This is a genomic window from Pseudomonas sp. (assembly GCF_030696055.1).
Taxonomy (GTDB): Bacteria; Pseudomonadota; Gammaproteobacteria; order Pseudomonadales; family Pseudomonadaceae; genus Aquipseudomonas.
This window is the reverse complement of sequence record NZ_JAUYNP010000043.1, coordinates 1-19191: the sequence shown is the minus strand read 5'-3', so window position 1 is coordinate 19191 and position 19191 is coordinate 1. Positions and strand designations below refer to the sequence as shown.

The window sequence follows — 19191 nt, the reverse complement described above, 5'->3', positions numbered from 1 at the left end:
CCCAACCACGAGTAGCCCCATGTCTATACCGCTGCCGCATCCCCGTCGTCCGCGCTGGCGCAGCCTGATCCTGCTGACCCTGCTGCTGGCCCCGTTGCTGTGGCCGCTGCAACAGCTGGCCGAGCGTTACTACAGCGGCGTACTGATCGAACAGAACCGCCAGACCCTCGACCTCTACGTGGCCAACCTGCTCGGCACCTTGCGCCGCTACGAAGTGCTGCCGGCGATTCTCGGCGACTTGCCGGCGCTGCGCCTGGCCCTGCAACAGCCGCAGGAGCCCACTACCCAGGACCAGGCCAACCGCCTGCTGGATAAGGTGCGCGCGCAGACCGGGGCCGACGTGATCTACCTGATGGACCCCGCCGGCAAGACCCTGGCGGCCTCCAACTGGGAGCAGGCCAACTCCTTCGTCGGGCGCAACTTCGCCTTCCGCCCGTATTTTCGCGAGGCCATCGCCGGCCGGGCCGGACGCTTCTTCGGCCTGGGCACCACCTCGGGCAAGCGCGGTTACTTCTTCGCCGCGGCGGTGCAGGACGGCGCGCAGACCCTCGGCGTGCTGGTGGTCAAGGTCGACCTGGATTTCACCGAGACCCTGTGGGGCAACACCCCGGAACAGCTGCTGGTGACCGACGCCAACGGCGTGGTGATACTCACCTCTAACAGTGCCTGGCGCTTTACCGCCAGCCGCCCGCTGGATAGCGCCGAACGCGCCGCCATCGCCGCCAACCGGCCCTACCCGACCCAGGCCCCGACGCCGCTGCAACTGGATGCGCAGCGCTGGCTCAGGCAAGACCGCGAGCTGCAGGAAACCGGCTGGACGGTGAGCATCCTGGCCCCGCGCAGCCTGCTCGAACGGCCGGTGCGCACCGCCCTGGCCGCCGGCGGTGGCCTGCTGCTGCTGCTGCTGTTGTTGCTCGGCCTGCTGATGCAACGCCGGCGTCATTACCTCGAACGCATCGCCCTGGACGCCCGCGCGCGCCAGCAGCTTGAGCAACGGGTGCTGGAGCGCACCCATGACCTGGAGCTGCTCAACAGCCGCCTCAAACAGGAAGTGCTGGAGCGCGAACAGGCCCAGCAGGAGCTGGTCCAGGCCCAGGACGAACTGGTCCAGGCCAGCAAACTGTCGGCCCTCGGCACCATGAGCGCGAGCATCAGCCACGAACTCAACCAACCCCTGGCGGCAATCCGCAGCTACGCCGACAACGCCGGGGTGCTGCTCGACCACCAGCGGGGCGAGGACGCGCGCAGCAACCTCAGGCTGATCAGCGAGCTGACCGAGCGCATGGCCTCGATCATCGCGCATTTGCGCGCTTTCGCCCGCCGCGACCACCATGCCCCGGAAAGCGTGGCCCTGCAGCCGGCCATCGATGACGCCCTGGCGCTGCTGGCCAAGCGCCGGCGCGCCATGCAGGTCGAGCTGATCCGCGATCTGCCAGAGGCCACCCTCTGGGTGCAGGCCGGCGAAACCCGCCTGCGCCAGGTGCTCGGCAACCTGTTGGCCAACGCCCTGGATGCCTTGAGCGAAGTAGCGCCACCACGCCGCCTGTGGCTTAGCACCCGGCAGGATGCTGAGTACATCGAACTGCAACTGCGCGACAACGGCCCGGGCTTCTCCGTCGAGGCTCTGCAACGCGCCCGCGAGCCGTTTTTCACCACCAAGACCAGCGCCCAGGGCCTCGGCCTCGGCCTGGCCATCTGCGATACCTTGATGCGCGCCCTCGGCGGTGAACTGCTGTTGGCCAACCACCCCACCGGCGGTGCGCTGCTGTGCCTGCGCCTGCGCACCGCCGCCCAGGGCGTTAACTCCCAGTCGTCGGAGGACTTCTCGCTATGACCCGCCTAGACACGCGCACCCAGGTGCTGCTGATCGATGACGACCCGCACCTGCGCCAGGCCTTGAGCCAGACTCTCGACCTGGCCGGCCTGCACGTCACCAGCCTGGCCGACGCCCGCGGCCTGGCCGCGCGCATCGGCCACGACTGGCCGGGGGTGGTGGTCAGCGATATCCGCATGCCCGGCATCGACGGCCTGCAACTGCTCGAACAGCTGCACCAGCAGGACCCGGAACTGCCGGTACTGCTGATCACCGGCCACGGCGACGTGCCCCTGGCGGTGCAAGCCATGCGCTCCGGCGCCTACGACTTTCTGGAGAAACCCTTCGCCAGCGACACCCTGCTCGACAGCGTGCGCCGCGCCCTGGAACTACGCCGCCTGGTGCTGGACAACCGCAGCCTGCGCCTGGCCCTGGCCGATCGAAATACTCTGGCCGCTCGTCTGCTCGGCCAGTCGCCGGCCATGCAGCGCCTGCGCGAACAGGTCGGCGCCCTGGCGGCGATCAACAGCGACGTGTTGATCCTCGGCGAAACCGGCGCCGGCAAGGAGGTGGTGGCGCGCGCCCTGCACGATCTGTCCCCGCGCAACAAAGGCCCCTTCGTCGCGATCAACGCCGGCGCCCTGGCCGAGTCGGTGGTGGAAAGCGAGCTGTTCGGCCACGAGCCCGGGGCCTTTACCGGCGCGCAAAAACGCCGCATCGGCAAATTCGAGTTCGCGGGCGGCGGCACCCTGTTTCTCGACGAGATCGAGAGCATGAGCCTGGACGTACAGGTCAAGCTCCTGCGCCTGCTGCAGGAGCGGGTAGTCGAGCGCCTCGGCGGTAACCAGCTGATCCCCCTGGATATCCGCGTGATCGCCGCGACCAAGGAAGACCTGCGCCAGGCCGCCGACCAGGGGCGCTTCCGCGCCGACCTGTATTACCGCCTGAACGTCGCGCCGCTGCGCATTCCGCCGCTGCGCGAACGCGGCGAAGACGCCCTGCTGCTGTTCCAGCACTTCGCCGCGGCCGCCAGCAATCGCCACGGATTGCCCGAGCGAGTGCTGCCAGCGCCACAGCGCGCGTCGCTGCTGCGCCACCCCTGGCCGGGCAATGTGCGCGAGCTGCAAAATGCCGCCGAGCGCTTCGCCCTGGGCCTGGAGCTGGACCTGGAGCTCGAGCTGCGGGCGCACCCCGAGCAGACGCCACATACCGCACCTGAGGGCGGCAACCTTAGCGCCCAGGTGGAGGCCTTCGAGCGCAGCCTGATCTGCGCCGAGCTGAACCGTTCCCACGGCTCCCTGCGCAGCCTGGCCGAAGCCCTGGGCATACCGCGCAAGACCCTGCACGACAAACTGCGCAAGCACGGCCTGAGCGTCGCCGAGGCTGGCGGAAATTCGCCAGAATCCTTCGAGTAACTGGCGGATTTCCGCCAAAGCCAGCCCAGCCCGGCGCTGTCTCACCCGTCCCGGCCAAGCCCGGGTAGGGCTTTTCCCGCTCTGGCATGGCAGTTGCTCTAGCCTCTGCCAGGCGAACCCTGCCACTACCAGTCCAGGCGCTCGCTGCCCCAGCGCCCGTCGTTTTCTGACAGGCCGCCTAGACTTGCTGGTTCGTCCGATCGGCTTCGTTCGACCTGCAGCGCCGCGGCGCATAACGCGATAAACACAACAACAAGAGGAAGCACTCCATGAGGAAGCACTCCATATTCAAACTGACTGCCAAGGCGCTGGCCTGCGCCCTGTCGCTAAGCCTCGCCGGCCTGGCCCAGGCCGCCGAGCCGATAGTGATCAAGTTCTCCCACGTGGTCGCCGACCATACGCCGAAAGGCCAGGGCGCCGCGCTGTTCAAGAAGCTCGCCGAAGAACGCCTGCCCGGCAAGGTCAGGGTCGAGGTCTACCCGAACTCCTCGCTGTTCGGCGACGGCAAGGAGATGGAAGCCCTGCTGCTCGGCGACGTGCAGCTGATCGCGCCGTCCCTGGCCAAGTTCGAGCAGTACACCAAGCAGATCCAGGTGTTCGACCTGCCGTTCCTGTTCAACGACATGGCCGCCGTCGACCGCTTCCAGCAGAGCCCGGCAGGTCAGGCCCTGCTCAAGTCCATGCAAGCCAAGAACATCACCGGCCTGGCCTACTGGCACAACGGCCTCAAGCAGCTGTCGGCCAACAAGGCCCTGCACGAGCCAAAGGATGCCCGCGGCCTGAAGTTCCGCGTGCAGGCCTCCGCCGTGCTGGAGGAGCAGTTCAAGGCGGTGCGCGCCAACCCGCGCAAGATGAGCTTCGCCGAGGTCTATCAGGGCCTGCAGACCGGCGTGGTCAACGGTGCCGAGAACCCCTACTCGAACATCTACAGCCAGAAGATGCATGAAGTGCAGAAGTTCATCACCGAGTCCAACCACGGCGTGCTGGACTATATGCTGATCACCAACACCCAGTTCTGGAACGGCCTGCCGGCTGACGTACGCGGCGAGCTGGACAAGATAGTCGTGGAAGTGACCGCCGAGGTGAACAAGCAGGCCGACGCCCTCAACGAAGGCGACAAGCAGCGCATTCTCGCGGCCAAGACCAGCGAAATCATCGCCCTGACCCCGGAGCAGCGCGGCCAATGGCGCGACGCCATGCAGCCTGTGTGGAGCAAGTTCGAAGGCGAAATCGGCGCCGACCTGATCGAGGCCGCGGACGCCGCCAACCAGTAGGGTGGGTTAGCCGCGCAGCGGCGTAACCCACCGGCAGCGGCGGCAACCGCCCCGCTGCCGGCCGATTGCGCCAGGGCAACCCCGTTGGGGCTGCCCTGGCCCTCCACTCCACCACTGGAGACTCTATCGATGAACGCCTTGCGGCGCGTCTGGGACCATTTCGAGGAAGGCTTTATCGCCTTTCTGCTGGCCGCCATGACCCTGGTGACCTTCGTCTACGTGATCCTCAACAACTTCTACACGCTGTTCTACAGCCTGGGTGACTACTTGGGCGGCAACGCGACCCTGCTCGCCATCGGCGACTTCATCCTCGACCTGGCCCAGAGCATGACCTGGAGTATCGCCCTGACCAAGGCCCTGTTCGCCTGGCTGATCTTCTTCGGCCTGGCCTACGGCGTGCGCACCGCCGGGCATATAGGCGTCGACGCCCTAGTCAAGCTGGCCAGCAAGCCGGTGCAACGCATCATCGGCCTGATCGCCTGCCTGGCCTGCCTGGGCTATGCCGGGCTGATCACGGTGGCCAGCTTCGACTGGGTACGCACCCTGTTTAGCGCCGGCATCGGCGCCGAGGACCTCGGCCACTTCGGCATCATGCAGTGGCATATCACCCTGATAGTGCCGCTCGGCTACGCCCTGGTGTTTATCCGTTTCCTGGAGGTCTTCGTGCGCATCCTGCGTAACCAGCAGAGCGGTCTCGGTCTGGCCGATGAAGCCGCCGAAGCGCTGAAGCTGACCGAGCACGAGCAGCCCCAGCAGAAGGAACCCAAGCCATGACCATTCTGTTTCTCTTCCTGCTGCTATTTCTGCTGATGTTTATCGGCGTGCCGATCGCCGCCTCCCTGGGCCTGGCCGGCTCGCTGACCATCATGCTGTTCAGCCCGGACTCGGTGCGTTCGCTGGCGATCAAGCTGTTCGAGACCAGCGAGCACTACACCTTGCTGGCGATTCCGTTCTTCCTGCTGTCGGGCGCCTTTATGACCACCGGCGGCGTGGCCAAGCGCCTGATCGACTTCGCCAATGCCTGCGTCGGGCATATCCGCGGCGGCCTGGCGATTTCCGCGGTGCTGGCCTGCATGCTGTTCGCCGCGTTGTCCGGCTCCTCGCCGGCCACGGTCGCGGCGGTGGGCTCGATCGCCATCGCCGGCATGGTGCGCTCCGGTTATCCGCAGGCGTTCGGCGCCGGCATCGTATGCAACGCCGGCACCCTGGGCATCCTGATCCCGCCGTCGATCGTCATGGTGGTGTACGCCGCTGCCACCGAGCAGTCGGTGGGCAAGCTGTTTATGGCCGGAGTCATACCGGGGCTGCTGCTCGGCGTGATCCTGATGCTGGCGATCTATCTAGTCGCGCGCAAGATGAACCTGCCGGCCATGCCGCGGGCCAGCCTGCGCGAGCTGCTGAGCACCGGACGCGAGGCGATCTGGGGCCTGCTGCTGATGGTGATCATCCTCGGCGGTATCTACACCGGCATGTTCACCCCCACCGAGGCGGCGGCGGTGGCGGCGGTCTACGCCGGCTGCGTGGCGTTGTTCGTGTACAAGGACATGAGCCTGCGCGAGTGCCCCAAGGTGCTGTTGGAGTCGGGCAAGCTGTCCATCATGCTGATGTTCATCATCGCCAACGCCATGCTCTTCGCCCACGTGCTGACCACCGAGCAGATCCCCCAGACCATCACCGCCTGGGTGATCGAGATGGGCCTGCAGCCCTGGCAGTTCCTCCTGGTGGTCAACCTGGTGCTGCTGGTAGCCGGGGCCTTTATGGAGCCCTCGGCGATCATCCTGATCCTCGCGCCTATCCTCTTCCCGATTGCCGTGCAGCTGGGCATCGACCCTATCCACCTGGGCATCATCATGGTGGTGAACATGGAAATCGGCCTGATCACCCCGCCGGTGGGGCTCAACCTGTTCGTCACCTCGGCGGTCACCGGCATGCCGCTGACCGCCGTGGTCAAGGCCGCCTGGCCCTGGCTGATGCTGTTGCTCGGCTTCCTGGTGAGCATCACCTATATCCCGGCCATCTCCCTGGCCCTGCCGAACTGGCTGGGCATGAGCTGACAGCAACTCCGTGTGTACTTCCCTACACACTTTTAGCCCGGCCTAGTGCCGGGTTTTTTTTATGGCCCGCCATCCTTGGCGGCCACCCTGCGGGCCGTCGCTGCGCGACGTTAAAAATGGCTCCCGGCCATTTTTTCGCTATTGTCGCCGTCAGGTGTTGTACCCAGGCGCCGGCGCTTGAATACGCGGTCTCCTGAGATTGGGTGCGCCGTGCGCACCAAGCCCCCCCGCGGTCTGCGCTGGTGCGCACAGCGCACCCTATCCACTCCCCCCAAAGCCTTATGCAACACCTAACTTGCACATAGCCTTTTTCCTCGCCAGCTGGGACAAACGCCATAATCCTAATAACGACCAAGCAGGAGGCTCGCTTCAAAACCGCAACATCGACTCCACCTCAGGCTCGGGCAAGTAGTCGAGCAGGATGCGCCGCCAGCTGCCATCGGCGCGCATGCCTTCGACCAGGGCGCGCCATTTGTCCAGTTCGGCCGCGCTGCAATAGCGCTTGCTCAAAATCAGGCCGCCGATCATGGGCCCCTCGTGGGGCATCCAGTCGAGTATCTGCACCTGCTCGCGCAGCCCGCGCCGCTGCAGCTCGGGGTAATAGTTGACGGACTGCGAGAGGGTCGCCTGGAAGCGCCCGGCGGCCAGCTTGTCGTAGAGCTGGGCGAAGTCGGTCGACTCATCCACCCGGCCCAGGCCACGCAGCAGGCGGATCAGCTCGTCGTAGCCGGCACCGTAGCTGAAGCCGCGAATCACCCCCAGGCGCAGCCGCGGTTCGCCGACAAAAGCGCTCAGGCTGGTCTGGGCAACGTCGCGCCGCAGCACCAGCTGGTTCTTCAGCGCCATCACATCGATCACACAGGCATAGGCCGCGCGCTCGGCGGTCAACACCCCCGAGGTGGCCATATCCAGGTGACCGGCCTCGAGCATCTTCCAGATCCGCGCCCGCGGCATGCTGCTGATCTGGAAACGGCAGCCGCTACGCCTGGCCAGCTCGGCCACCAGATCCTTGTCGATGCCGCGCGCCTGCGCCTTGGAATAGAGCAGGCCGAAGTCGTGCAAGGCCAGTTTGATCGGCTGCGGGCAAGTCGGCAGCGGCCCGGCCTGGGCCGGCAAGCCGGCGAGGCACAACAGCGACAGGATCAACAGAGACAAGCGGCTCATGGGCGCCCCAGGCACAACAGCGTCCTGCAACCATAGTTCAGCCCAGCCCGCGGTGCTGCACGGCACGCGCGCCTATCCGCCAGACCCGCAGCGCCGCCATGTCGCGCCGGTAGCTGCTATACCCTGCTAAGTGAAGCCGCGGAGCAATGCGATGCATCGCAGCATAGGTTTTCGTCTGAATGTGCTGTTCGTCCTGCTGGTCACCCTGCTGTTGGCGGGTTCCGGGGCCTGGGCCTACTGGCGCCTGGATACCCAGCTGAACCAGGACTACCGGCAGGCGCGCAGCAATCTGCAGCAGCGCCTGCAGATCAACCTGGTCAACCCGGTGTGGAACCTGGACAGCCTGACCCTGGCCGAGAATCTGAGCGCCGAGCTGCAATCCCCCGTGCTGGGTATCGCCGTCTATCTGGATTCCGGCGAGCTGATGGGCGCCAAAGGCCTGTTGCCCAGCACGGCCGACAGCAGCGCCGGCGACCTCGACCGCCTGCAGTTCGACCTCAGCACCCAACAACTCAACGCCCCCGAACTGCTCGGCCGGGTCGAGGTGCTGCTGTCGCGCGAGGAGCTCGAACGCACCCTGCGCAACCAGGTCTGGCAGCGTTTCGCCGAGGTACTCGCCCTCGACCTGCTGCTGGTCGCCGCGCTGTCCCTGAGCCTACGCCTGCAGGTGCTCAAACCGCTGCAGGCGCTGCGCGATGCCTTGCTGAGGGCGGCGGAGCACCGCGACAGCTCCTCCTCGCTGCTGCAACTGGGCCAGCGCGATGACGAGTTCGGCGAAGTGGTGGAGGGCTTCAACCGCATCGCCCAACGCCTGAGCGATGACCTGGAAGCCAAGCAACACGCCGAGGACACCATCCGCAGCGCCTACGAGCACCTGCAGCAGACCCAGGTCTCCCTGGTCGAGGCCGAGAAGCTCGCCGCCCTCGGTGGCCTGGTCGCCGGGGTGGCCCATGAGATCAACACCCCGCTGGGGATCAGCCTAACCGGGGCCAGCCTGCTGGCCGAAGCGACCCGACGCTTCTCCCTGCTGCTGGAAAGCGGCCAGGTGAAGAAATCCGAACTGGACGGCTACCTGCAAACCGCCCGCGAAAGCGTCGAGCTGATCCTCGCCAACGCCCAGCGCGCGGCGCACCTGGTGCACAGTTTCAAGCAGGTGGCGGTGGACCAGACCAGCGAGGCCAGGCGCAGCTTCGAACTGGCCAGCTACCTCGACGAGGTGATCGAGAGCCTGCGCCCCACCTTCAAACGCCGGCCGATCGAGGTGCGCAACGACTGCCCCGTCGGCATCCAGCTGGACGGCTATCCCGGTGCCCTGGCCCAGGTGGTGACCAACCTGCTGGTGAATGCCCTGACCCATGCCTTCGCCGCGCCGGACAGCGGCTTGATCCGCCTGTCGGGGCAAACCGAAGGCGAACACCTGTGCCTGATCTTCGAGGACGACGGCTGCGGCATAGCGCCCAAGCAGCTGCCGCATATCTTCGAACCCTTCTTCACCACGCGCCGCGGGTCGGGCGGCAGCGGACTTGGCCTGCATGTGGTCTATAACTTAATTACCAAGCGTATGGGTGGCCAGATCGCAGTGACCAGCGCGCCGGGGCAAGGGACTCGCTTCAGCCTGCATCTCCCTCTGGTCGCTCCGCTAGCGGAGGGCCAACCGATATGAGCAGTACGCAGAACTCCACCGATAGCAACCAGGACTGGTTGCTCGACGACAGCGCCGAGCAGCCCAGCCCCAAGGCCCTGCTGGCGCCCTGGCGAGTGCTGATAGTCGACGACGAACCCGATGTGCACAAAGTAACCCGCCTGTCCCTGCGCGACATCCAGTACAAGGGCCGCGGCCTGGAGCTGTTGCACGCCTATTCCGGCGAGGAAGGCTTCAGCCTGCTGCAGCGCTACCCGGATACCGCCCTGGTGTTGCTGGATGTGGTGATGGAAACCGAGAACGCCGGGCTGGTGCTGGTGCGGCGCATCCGCGAGGAGCTGAGCAACAACCTGGTGCGCATCGTGCTGCGCACCGGCCAGCCGGGTCAGGCGCCGGAGCAGGAGGTGATACTGGCCTACGACATCAATGACTACAAAGCCAAGACCGAACTGAGCATCCAGCGCCTCTACACCACCGTCATCGCCTCCCTGCGCGCCCATGAGAGCCTGCTGTCGATCGACCGCAGCCGCCAGGGCCTGAGCCAGATACTCGCGGGCTCGAGCAATCTCTACCAGCTGCACTCGCTGCGCGAGTTCGCCTCCGGGGTGCTGGCCCTGGTCGGCGCCGTGCTGGACGTCGGCACCCATGGCATTCTCTGCCTGCGCGAGGGTGCCAGCGGCGCGCCGCAGGTCTTGGGCGCCACCGGGCGCTTCGCCGAGCTGGAGCGCCAGGCCCGCCTGGACCCGGCGAACCCGATCTACCCGCAGATCCAGCAGGCCTTCAAGACCCGCGGCAGCCTGCATCAGCCGCTGCACGAAGTGCTCTATATCCCGACCCACGGCAACCACGAATTCGCCCTGTACTTCACCCCGCCCTGGCCTCTGACCGAGGTGGACAAGGCCCTGCTGGAGGTGTTCTGCAGCCGCATCTCGTCCGCCTTCGACAACCTCAACCATCACCTGCAGATGGCCCGCGCCCAGGAAGCCACGGTGGTGGCCCTGGCCGACCTGGCAGAGTTCCGCGACAACGAAACCGGCGAACATGTGCTGCGCGTGCGCCACTGGACCGACCGCACCGCCCGCCACCTGGCCGCCCAGGGCCATTACCCGGAACAGCTGACACCGCGTTTTCTCGATCTGGTCGGCATGGCCAGCATCCTCCACGACGTCGGCAAGGTGGCCACCCCGGACATTGTGCTGTTCAAGCCCGGCCAGCACGACCCGGCGCAGCAGCAGGTGATGCGCCAGCATGCGATCATCGGCGCCACCATACTCGAGCGGGCGGCGCGCATGGTCGACGGCCAGAGCTACCTGTCCCTCGGTGCCGAGATCGCCAGCGGCCACCATGAGCACTACGACGGCAAGGGCTATCCGGCCGCCCTGAGCGGCGCGGCCATTCCGCTGTCGGCGCGCATAGTCACGGTGGTGGATGTGTTCGACGCCCTGCTGCACAAGCGCCCCTACAAGGAACCCTGGCCGCTGGAGCAGGCCCTGGCCTATATCCGCGAACGCGCCGGCAGCCAGTTCGACCCCCTGGTGGTGGCGGCCTTTCTCGAGGTGGTGGACAACGAATACCAGGCCTACAGCCAGGCCCACGCAGGACAGGCCGGCGCAGTAGCGCTTTAGTCGAGAGCCACCCGGGAATGCTCGGCGACCGGCATCAACCGCCACCTTGCGCTGGCCGCGGCGCAGCCTCGGCTTGGGCGAAACCGTGACTCACAAGTCAGTAATCACGTCAGCATAGGCATCCGAACAGCCATGCTGGCGCTTGTTTGCGGCAACTTCGCCGCGCTAGAGCGCTCTAGTCAGACCGACAAGCCGTTACCACCTTATCTGCGCTTGTCTGGCGTCATCTTTTGAAGGAGTTCTCGAGTGACCTCACGCTTACCTGTGATCGTTGGTTTTGGTGGCTATAACGCGGCCGGCCGCAGCTCCTTCCACCATGGCTTCCGCCGCACCGTGATCGAGTCGATGGACAGCGCGGCGCGTCAGCAGACCCTGGCCGGCCTGGCGGTGATGATGAAATTGCTGCGGGTGGTCGAGGGCGTCTACCAGGACGCCGAGGGCAAGGCCCTGAGCCTGGCCGAGATCGACAGCCGCTATGCCGAGCAGATCCTCGCCTCGACCCTGGTGCGGCGCATCGAGAAGCAGCACCTGGATGTCGACGCAGCCCATTGGCAGAAGAACATCAGCCTCAGCGCCGTGCCCGGCAGCCCGCTGAGTTTTATCAGCAGCCGCAAGCAGCTGCCCGAGCCGTTGCCGGCCAACTGGTCGGTGGCAGAGCTGAATGCCAGCGAAGTGCAGGTGACCCTGCACGACAACTGCGAGTTCAAGGTCGACAGCTACCGCGCCCTGCCGGTGAAATCCGCCGGCCAATTGCCGACTGGCTTCGAGCCCGGCGAGCTGTACAACTCGCGCTTCCACCCGCGCGGCCTGCAGATGACCATAGTCGGTGTCACCGACGCGTTGCGTTCCACCGGCCTGCCCTGGCAGTCGATAGTCGACCGCGTGGCGCCGGATGAAGTGGCGGTATTTGCTGGCAGCATCATGAGCCAGCTGGACGAAAACGGTTTCGGCGGCCTGATGCAGTCGCGCCTGAAAGGCGGCCGGGTCACCGCCAAGCAGCTGGCCCTGGGCCTCAACACCATGCCGGCGGACTTTATCAACGCCTATGTGCTGGGCAGCGTCGGCACCACCGGCAGCATCACCGGCGCCTGCGCCACCTTCCTCTACAACCTGCAGAAAGGCATCGAGCTGATCGCCGCGGGCAAGGCGCGGGTGGCCATAGTCGGCAACAGCGAAGCGCCGATCACCCAGGAGTGCATCGAGGGTTACGGCGCCATGGGCGCCCTGGCCACCGAAGACGGCCTGCGCCAGATCGAAGGCAAGGAGCAGGTGGCCCAGAGCGAGGTAGACTTCCGCCGCGCCAGCCGCCCGTTCGGCGACAACTGCGGCTTCACCCTGGCCGAAGCCTGCCAGTTCGTGGTGCTGATGGACGACGAGCTGGCCCTGGAGCTGGGCGCCGATATCCACGGCGCGGTGCCGGATGTGTTTATCAACGCCGACGGCTTCAAGAAATCCATCTCCGCCCCCGGCCCAGGCAACTACCTGACCGTGGCCAAGGCGGTGGCCAGCGCCGTGCAACTGCTGGGCATCGACGCCGTGCGTGAGCGCAGCTTCGTGCATGCCCACGGCTCCAGCACCCCGGCCAACCGCGTCACCGAATCGGCAATTCTCGACCGCGTCGCCAGCGCCTTCGCCATCGAGCAATGGCCGGTGACCGCGGTGAAGGCCTTCGTCGGCCACTCCCTGGCCACCGCCAGCGGCGATCAGGTGATCTCGGCATTGGGCAGCTTCAAGTACGGCATCATTCCGGGGATCAAGACCATCGACGAAGTGGCCGAGGATGTGCACCAGCAGCACCTCAGCTTCGCCACCCAGGACCGCGTCCGCGCCCCCGAACAACTGGACCTGTGCTTTATCAACTCCAAGGGTTTCGGCGGCAACAACGCCAGCGCCCTGCTGCTGGCGCCCCATGTGGTCGAGCGCATGCTGCGCAAGCGCCATGGCGAAGCGGCCTTCGCCGCCTACTGCACGCGCCGCGAGCAGACTCGCGCCGCCGCGCAGGCCTACGATCAGCAGGCGACCCAGGGGCAGCTGGAGATCATCTACAACTTCGGCCACGACCTGATCGACGACCAGCAGATCGAGATCGGCCGCGAGCAGATCAAGGTGCCGGGCTTCGCCCAGCCGCTGGTGTTCCGCAAGGATTCGCGTTACAGCGATATGCTCGACTAAGCGCCGGCCTCGTAGGATGGGTTGAGCGAAGCGATACCCATCACTCGACCGCAGGACGATGGGTAACGCTGCTACGCAGCTAACCCATCCTACGACCCGTAGGGTGGACATGCCGCCAGGCTTGTCCACCGCTTGAGCCGCAGTGGTGGACAAGGCTTCGCCATCTCCACCCTACAACCGAAGCGGTTTAATCCAGGGCGCGGGCCAGCTGGATCAGCTCGGCGCGCCATGCGGCGGCGGCCGGCAAGGCGAGAAAGGACGGGTTAAGCAGGGACTCCCGCGCCTCGTAACGCAGCACTTCACCCTTGAGATTCAGCACCTCGCCACCGGCACCCTCCAGCACGCCCTGGGCGGCGGCGGTGTCCCATTGCGAAGTCGGCGCCAGGCGCGGGTAGCAATCGGCGTTGCCTTCGGCCAGCAGGCAGAACTTCAACGAGCTGCCGACACTGGCCAGCTGCACATCGCCGAAACGCTCGCTCAAGCCCTCGAGCAAACGCTCCTGGGCCGGGCTGGAATGCCGCCGACTGGCCACCAGGGTAAAGGTTTCCTGCGGCGCCAGGCGCACCTCGATCGCTTCGCTCGCCCCCGCCGCATCCGCGCGCCAGGCGCCCAGGCCGGCGCCTCCGTAATAGCAGCGGCCATTGGCCGGAATGCCGACCACGCCGAACACCACCCGGCCCCGCTCGATCAGCGCTACATTGACGGTAAATTCCTCGCTGCCGGCAATAAATTCCTTGGTGCCATCCAGCGGGTCGACCAGCCACCAGCGGCTCCACTGTGCGCGCTCGCTCAGGGCAATGTCCGCGGCCTCCTCGGAGAGCACCGGGATGCTCGGGTCGAGGGCCAGCAAGCCGTCGTTGAGAATATGGTGGGCGGCCATATCGGCCGCGGTCACCGGCGAGGCATCGGCCTTCTCGTTCACCACCACGCCGGCGCGCCAGTGCGGCAGGATGGCGGCGCCGGCCTGGCGCACCAGCTCGATCACCGCGGGCATCAGGGGATGGCTCACAGGCTGAAAGCTCCACGTTGAATCAACAGGTCGCGCGCCAGGTAGAGGGCGGCCAGGGCGCGGCCTTCGCTGAATTGCGCCTGCTGGATCAGGCTCGACAGCTCGCGCAGGTTGACCTTGTCCACCCGCATCGGCTCGGGCTCATCACCGGGCAAGCGCTCCTCGAACAGGTCCCAGGCCAGCACCACCTGGATCTTCTGGCTCATATAACCCGGCGACAGGCTCAGCTCGGCCAGATGCTCCAACTGCCGCGCGCCGAAGCCGGCCTCTTCCTTGAGCTCGCGGTTGGCCGCCTCCAGCGCATCCTCGCCCGGCTCGATCAGGCCCTTGGGCAGCGACAACTGATAGTCGTCGGTGCCGCCGCAGTATTCCTCCACCAGCAACGCATGCTCGGCATCGAGCATGGCCACCACCATCACAGCGCCATAGCCCACGCCCTTGCCGACCAGCCGCTCGTAGGTGCGCTCCACGCCATTGCTGAAGCGCAGCTGCAACTCCTCGACACGGAACAGGCGACTGCTGGCGACTATCTCGCGGGCGAGTACGGTGGGCTTCTGACGCATGGGGCGGCTCCTGAGAGGCTGTATACAAACGTAGCGAGCGACGGCTAGGGCCGCACCCGTTCCATACGGGTTGCGGCATTTCCCACATCCATGTGGGGCACAAGGCGCAACGCAGTAACAGCATTGCTGGTCAATCAGTCGAAGAGGCGGAGTGTACGAGCGGTACATGAGCACTCTGAGACTGATTTATTCGCTTCGCTCACCCAGTGGGCCAGCTTTCAGCTGTTACTGCGCTTCGCTCCGTTACAACGCCGCATGGCCTAGCGCAGTAGTTTGTCTACAACCTCGCGGCGGGGTCTGGCGGGTTATCATAACGCGGCTGTCGCTATTATCTGCGGCAGAGATTGCGCGATAACGACGATAACTGAGCGAAGCGCGACAGCCCGCACAACCCGCCACCAAGAAGCCGCCATGCCCGCATTAGCCTGGAACGCCATCGACACCGTCCTGCTGGATATGGACGGCACATTGCTCGACCTGCATTTCGACAACCACTTCTGGCTGCAGCACCTGCCGCAGCGCTATGCCGAGCTGCATGGCATCAGCCGCGAGCAGGCCGAGGCCGAATTGCTGCCGCTGTTCCGCCAACATGCCGGCCAGCTCAACTGGTACTGCACGGATTTCTGGAGCCGCGAGCTGAATCTCTCGGTGCGCGAACTCAAGCGCGAAGTGGCGCATCTGATCGCCCTGCGCCCGGACGCCGACACCTTTATCAAAGCCCTGCGCGGCGCCGGCAAGCGGGTGGCGCTGATCACCAATGCCCATCGCGATTCGCTGTCGCTGAAGCTGGAGCGCATCAAACTGGCGCCGTTCTTCGACCGGCTGATCAGCTCCCACGACTACGGCTACCCCAAGGAAGACCAGCAGTTCTGGCACGCCCTGCAGGAAGACTTCGCCTTCGACCCGGCGCGCAGCCTGATAATCGACGACAGCCTGCCGATCCTGCGCAGCGCCCGCACCTTCGGCGTCGGCCATTTGCTCGCGGTGCGCCAGCCGGACAGCCAGGCCGGGCCCAAGGACAGCGAAGAATTCGCCGCGGTGGACGACTACCGCGAACTGCTGCGCGGCCTCTAACCTCGCCTGACAATTGCGCCCTGCGTCACAAGCCGAACGGCTGAAAGCATGCCAGCCGACTGACGGTGTGAATTTTCGCCGTTATCCGCGTCTAATTCGCCCAGCCACAGTCCATTTTTATTTGAGGTTTGCAGTATGCGTACTCTGATTTCCGCGCTAACCCTCAGCGCTCTGCTGATCCCCCTGGCCCATGCCGGCGATACCGGCAAGGTGGCCATCGGCAGTGGTGTCGGGGGTGCCTTGGGCAACGTGATTGGCCAACAGGTCGGTGGCAGCACCGGTGCGGCCATAGGTGCGGGCCTGGGCGGCGCCGCCGGTGGCGTGATCACCGCGCGCGACGGCAACAAGACCGAAGCCGCCCTGGGTGGTGGCCTGGGTGCCGCCGGTGGTTCGGTGCTGGGCGGCAAGCTCGGCGGCAGCACCGGCTCGACCATTGGCGCCGGCCTGGGCGGCGCCGCCGGTGGCGCCCTGGGCAATGAGATGGCCGGCGATAGCCGCGATAACGACGGCGGCCGTTACTATGTGCGCGACCATGACCATTACGACGAGCACGATAACCGTTATGGCAGAAAGCATAAGAAGCACAAACATCACTAAGCGTTGAGTGCCTGGGAAAAAACCGCTGCCTCAGCCTGGGTCAGCGGTTTTTTTATGGCCCGCCATCCATGGTGGCCACCCCTCCGGGCCGTCGCTGTGCGACGTTAAAAATTGTTCCAGACAATTTTTTCTGTCCGCAGATCAAGCCGGCACCAGCAAGGCCGTCAGCGCACCGCGCAATGCCTGTGGAATCGACACCGGCCTGTTGCTCGCCCGATCGACGAACACATGCACGAAGCGTCCCGCCGCACAGGCCTCTTCCTCGCCGGCCTTGAACACCGCCAGCTCGTACTGCACCGAACTGTTACCCAGTTTGCCGACCCGCAGGCCGATCTCGATGCGCTCGGGAAAGGCGATGGAGGCGAAGTAGTCGCAGCTGGAACTGACCACGAAGCCCACCACGTCGCCGTTATGGATATCCAGGCCACCGACCTCGATCAGGTAGCTGTTCACCGCGCTGTCGAAGAAGCTGTAGTAGGTGACGTTATTCACATGGCCGTAAATATCGTTGTCGTGCCAACGCGTGCTGAGCGGCTGAAAGTGCCGGTAGTCGCGGCGTAGATGTTGGGGTGGGTTCATGCGGAATCCTTGTCGCTAATCATCAATAGGCCACCTGATAGATCGCCAAGGCATGGGCCTCGGTCATCTCCTGCGGGTTATTCACCAGCAGGCGCTGTTGCAGCATGGCGTCGCTGGCCAGGGTCGGTAGCAGGGCTTGCGGCACGCCGGCATCGCGCAGGCGGGTCGGTAGGCCACTGCGCTCGCTGAAGTCGGCCAGCGCGCCAATCAGCTGCTCGGTCTGCTGCAGGGCGCTGCCCGGGCGCAGCTTGTCGCCCAGCACCAGCGGGGCCAACTCGGCATACAGCGGCGCGGCGACGCTGGCGTTAAAGCCCAGCACATGGGGCAACACCAGTGCATTGCTCAGGCCATGGGGGATATGCAGATGCCCGCCCAATGGATAGGCCAGTGCGTGCACCGCCGCCACCGGCGCGTTGGCAAAGGCCTGCCCGGCCAGGCAGGAGCCGAGCAGCATGGCCTGGCGCGCCGCGCGGTTGCCGCCGTTATGCACCACCTCATCCAGATTGGCCGCCAGCAGGCGCAGCGCCTCGCGGGCCAGCAGGTCGGACAGCGGGTTCTTCTTCAGCTTGCTGGTGTAGGCCTCGATGGCGTGCACCATGGCGTCGATGCCGGTGGCGGCGGTCACCGCCGGCGGCAGGCCGAGGGTGAGTTCGGCATCCAGCAGCGCCAGGTCCGGCAACAATAGCGGCGACACCACGCCCATCTTGCTGGTCGCGCCCGTGGTGATAATGGCCACCTGGGTGACCTCGGAGCCGGTACCGGCGGTGGTCGGCACCAGGATCAGCGGCAGGCGCGGGCCGCGGGCATTGCCCACGCCATAGATATCCGCCAGGCTCTGCCGGCACTCGGGATGGGCGAGCAGGGCCACCAGCTTGGCCACATCCATGGAACTGCCGCCGCCGAAGCCCACTATCAGTTCGGCGCCCAGCGCCTTGGCCTGGGCAACGGCGCCGAGCAGTATGGCTTCCGGCGGGTCGGCGACCACCCGATCGAACAGCTCGACGCTCAACCCGGCCAAGGCAAAACCGGGCAGCACCTCGTCAAGCAGGCCGAGCTGACTGATACCCGGATCGGTAACGAGCAGCACCCGCCGCGCCCCGCGCTCGCGACACAGTTCGGCAAGACGCCGGGACGCGCCGGTTTCGCAGAGGATCTGCGCTGTGGTGGCAAAGCTGAATGGCTGCATGCGGATTCCCCTGATTAGTCGGTGCCTCGGTTCGTACGGTGCAGTCGTAACCCGGATGCAATCCGGGGAGGCCAGCGCAAGCCCATCCCCGGATTGCATCCCTGCCTGTAGGAGGCGAGCGGGCTTGATTGCTTATAGCTCGCCTTCGCGCACATCGGCAAAACGCTGGCCGTTGGCCGCCAGTTGCTCGATCAAGCTGGCCGGCCGCCAGTGCTGGCCAAAGCGCTGCTGGAGCCGCTGCAAACGCGTCAGCAATTGCGCCGCGTCCTGGCTATCGGCCCAGGCCATGGGCCCGCCCTTGTCCGCCGGGAAGCCGTAGCCATTGAGGTAGACCCGATCGATATCCTGGCTAGTGGCGGCGATCCGCTCTTCGAGGATTTTCGCCCCCTCGTTGACCAGCGCCAGCAGGCAGCGCTCGAGGATTTCCTCGGGGCCTATGGCGCGGCGGGCAAAGCCCAGTTGCTCGGAGACCTGCAGCACCAGGGCATCCACCTCCGGGTCATGCTCGGCCTGGCGACTGCCTTCGGCGTAGCGGTAATAACCCAGGCGCGCCTTCTGGCCGAAGCGGCCGAGGCCACAGAGGTGGTTGTCGACCTGCACCGCCGGGTCGTCCTGGCCCTTGCCTGCCAGCTCGCGGGCGCGCCATTCGAGGTCGATGCCGACCACGTCGTACATGCGGAACGGTCCCATGGCGAAGCCGAAACCCTGCAGCGCGGCGTCCACCTGATACGGGTAGGCGCCTTCGAGCAGCAGCATGCGCGCCTCGCGCACATAGCTGTGCAGCATGCGGTTGCCGATAAAGCCATGGCAGTTACCCGCCACCACCGCCACCTTGCCGATACGCTGGCCCAGCTCCAGCGCAGCCTGTAGCACCGCCGGCGCGGTCTTGGCGCCGCGGACTATCTCCAGCAGCTTCATGATGTGCGCCGGGCTGAAGAAGTGCAGGCCCAGCACCTGCTCGGGGCGCGCGGTGACGGCGGCGATGGCGTCGATATCCAGCGCCGAGGTATTGCTGGCGAGAATA

The 19191-nt window shown here is 65.9% G+C and carries 16 protein-coding genes; 10 read left to right on the top strand and 6 right to left on the bottom strand.

What is annotated here, in order from left to right; all coding sequences use genetic code 11:
- Window positions 1-19 precede the first annotated feature (19 nt).
- The 5 genes from Q8Q83_RS02305 to dctM all read left to right on the top strand — a co-directional run bounded on the left by Q8Q83_RS02305 (window position 20) and on the right by dctM (window position 6556).
- Complete coding sequence (locus tag Q8Q83_RS02305; RefSeq protein WP_305620769.1) at window positions 20-1834, top strand: ATP-binding protein; 1815 nt, start codon at window positions 20-22, stop codon at window positions 1832-1834.
- Complete coding sequence (locus Q8Q83_RS02300; RefSeq protein WP_305620768.1) at window positions 1831-3228, top strand: sigma-54 dependent transcriptional regulator; 1398 nt, start codon at window positions 1831-1833, stop codon at window positions 3226-3228. Before Q8Q83_RS02305 ends, Q8Q83_RS02300 begins: the two co-directional genes overlap by 4 nt.
- Before the next feature lie 284 nt (window positions 3229-3512).
- Window positions 3513-4502, top strand: coding sequence for a C4-dicarboxylate TRAP substrate-binding protein DctP (gene dctP / locus Q8Q83_RS02295; RefSeq protein ID WP_305620773.1), 990 nt, complete (start codon window positions 3513-3515; stop codon window positions 4500-4502).
- 129 nt (window positions 4503-4631) lie between these two features.
- Window positions 4632-5276 (top strand): TRAP transporter small permease, encoded by a 645-nt coding sequence (locus Q8Q83_RS02290; RefSeq protein WP_305620767.1) that lies wholly within the window; start codon window positions 4632-4634, stop codon window positions 5274-5276.
- A complete protein-coding gene (gene dctM, locus Q8Q83_RS02285; RefSeq protein WP_305620765.1) occupies window positions 5273-6556 on the top strand; it encodes a C4-dicarboxylate TRAP transporter large permease protein DctM in 1284 nt (427 codons plus the stop codon). The genes Q8Q83_RS02290 and dctM overlap by 4 nt, the downstream gene beginning before the upstream one ends.
- Before the next feature lie 369 nt (window positions 6557-6925).
- Here dctM and Q8Q83_RS02280 read toward each other — a convergent pair whose 3' ends face one another.
- The gene (locus Q8Q83_RS02280) at window positions 6926-7720 is read right to left on the bottom strand and encodes an ABC transporter substrate-binding protein (protein ID WP_305620764.1); all 795 of its coding nucleotides are present in this window, start codon (window positions 7718-7720) and stop codon (window positions 6926-6928) included.
- 151 nt (window positions 7721-7871) lie between these two features.
- On the opposite strand from Q8Q83_RS02280, the gene Q8Q83_RS02275 reads away from it, so the two are divergent.
- The 3 genes from Q8Q83_RS02275 (at window position 7872) to Q8Q83_RS02265 (ending at window position 13159) form a co-directional block, all read left to right on the top strand.
- Window positions 7872-9383, top strand: coding sequence for a sensor histidine kinase (locus Q8Q83_RS02275; RefSeq protein ID WP_305620763.1), 1512 nt, complete (start codon window positions 7872-7874; stop codon window positions 9381-9383).
- Entirely contained in the window at window positions 9380-10987 is a 1608-nt protein-coding gene (locus Q8Q83_RS02270; RefSeq protein WP_305620761.1) for a DUF3369 domain-containing protein, read from the top strand. Before Q8Q83_RS02275 ends, Q8Q83_RS02270 begins: the two co-directional genes overlap by 4 nt.
- 246 nt (window positions 10988-11233) lie before the next feature.
- Window positions 11234-13159 (top strand): beta-ketoacyl synthase, encoded by a 1926-nt coding sequence (locus Q8Q83_RS02265; protein WP_305620760.1) that lies wholly within the window; start codon window positions 11234-11236, stop codon window positions 13157-13159.
- Between the two features lie 187 nt (window positions 13160-13346).
- On the opposite strand, the gene cysQ is transcribed toward Q8Q83_RS02265, so the two are convergent.
- Window positions 13347-14153, bottom strand: coding sequence for a 3'(2'),5'-bisphosphate nucleotidase CysQ (gene cysQ, locus Q8Q83_RS02260; RefSeq protein WP_305620771.1), 807 nt, complete (start codon window positions 14151-14153; stop codon window positions 13347-13349).
- An 11-nt stretch (window positions 14154-14164) separates the two neighbouring features.
- A complete protein-coding gene (gene nudE, locus Q8Q83_RS02255; protein WP_305620758.1) occupies window positions 14165-14731 on the bottom strand; it encodes an ADP compounds hydrolase NudE in 567 nt (188 codons plus the stop codon).
- Between the two features lie 411 nt (window positions 14732-15142).
- Here nudE and yrfG point away from each other — a divergent pair, with 411 nt between their 5' ends.
- A complete protein-coding gene (gene yrfG / locus Q8Q83_RS02250; protein WP_305620756.1) occupies window positions 15143-15805 on the top strand; it encodes a GMP/IMP nucleotidase in 663 nt (220 codons plus the stop codon).
- 135 nt (window positions 15806-15940) lie between these two features.
- Window positions 15941-16402 carry a glycine zipper domain-containing protein gene (locus Q8Q83_RS02245; protein WP_305620755.1) on the top strand — a complete coding sequence of 154 codons (462 nt, stop codon included), beginning with the start codon at window positions 15941-15943 and terminating at the stop codon, window positions 16400-16402.
- Between the two features lie 141 nt (window positions 16403-16543).
- Here Q8Q83_RS02245 and Q8Q83_RS02240 read toward each other — a convergent pair whose 3' ends face one another.
- The 3 genes from Q8Q83_RS02240 to Q8Q83_RS02230 all read right to left on the bottom strand — a co-directional run.
- The gene (locus Q8Q83_RS02240) at window positions 16544-16981 is read right to left on the bottom strand and encodes a thioesterase family protein (protein ID WP_305620753.1); all 438 of its coding nucleotides are present in this window, start codon (window positions 16979-16981) and stop codon (window positions 16544-16546) included.
- Window positions 16982-17003: 22 nt separating this feature from the next.
- Window positions 17004-18167 (bottom strand): iron-containing alcohol dehydrogenase, encoded by a 1164-nt coding sequence (locus tag Q8Q83_RS02235; RefSeq protein WP_305620751.1) that lies wholly within the window; start codon window positions 18165-18167, stop codon window positions 17004-17006.
- A 132-nt stretch (window positions 18168-18299) separates the two neighbouring features.
- Window positions 18300-19191 (bottom strand): 3-hydroxyacyl-CoA dehydrogenase family protein (locus tag Q8Q83_RS02230; protein ID WP_305620749.1); only part of this gene is annotated, 892 nt, incomplete at its 5' end.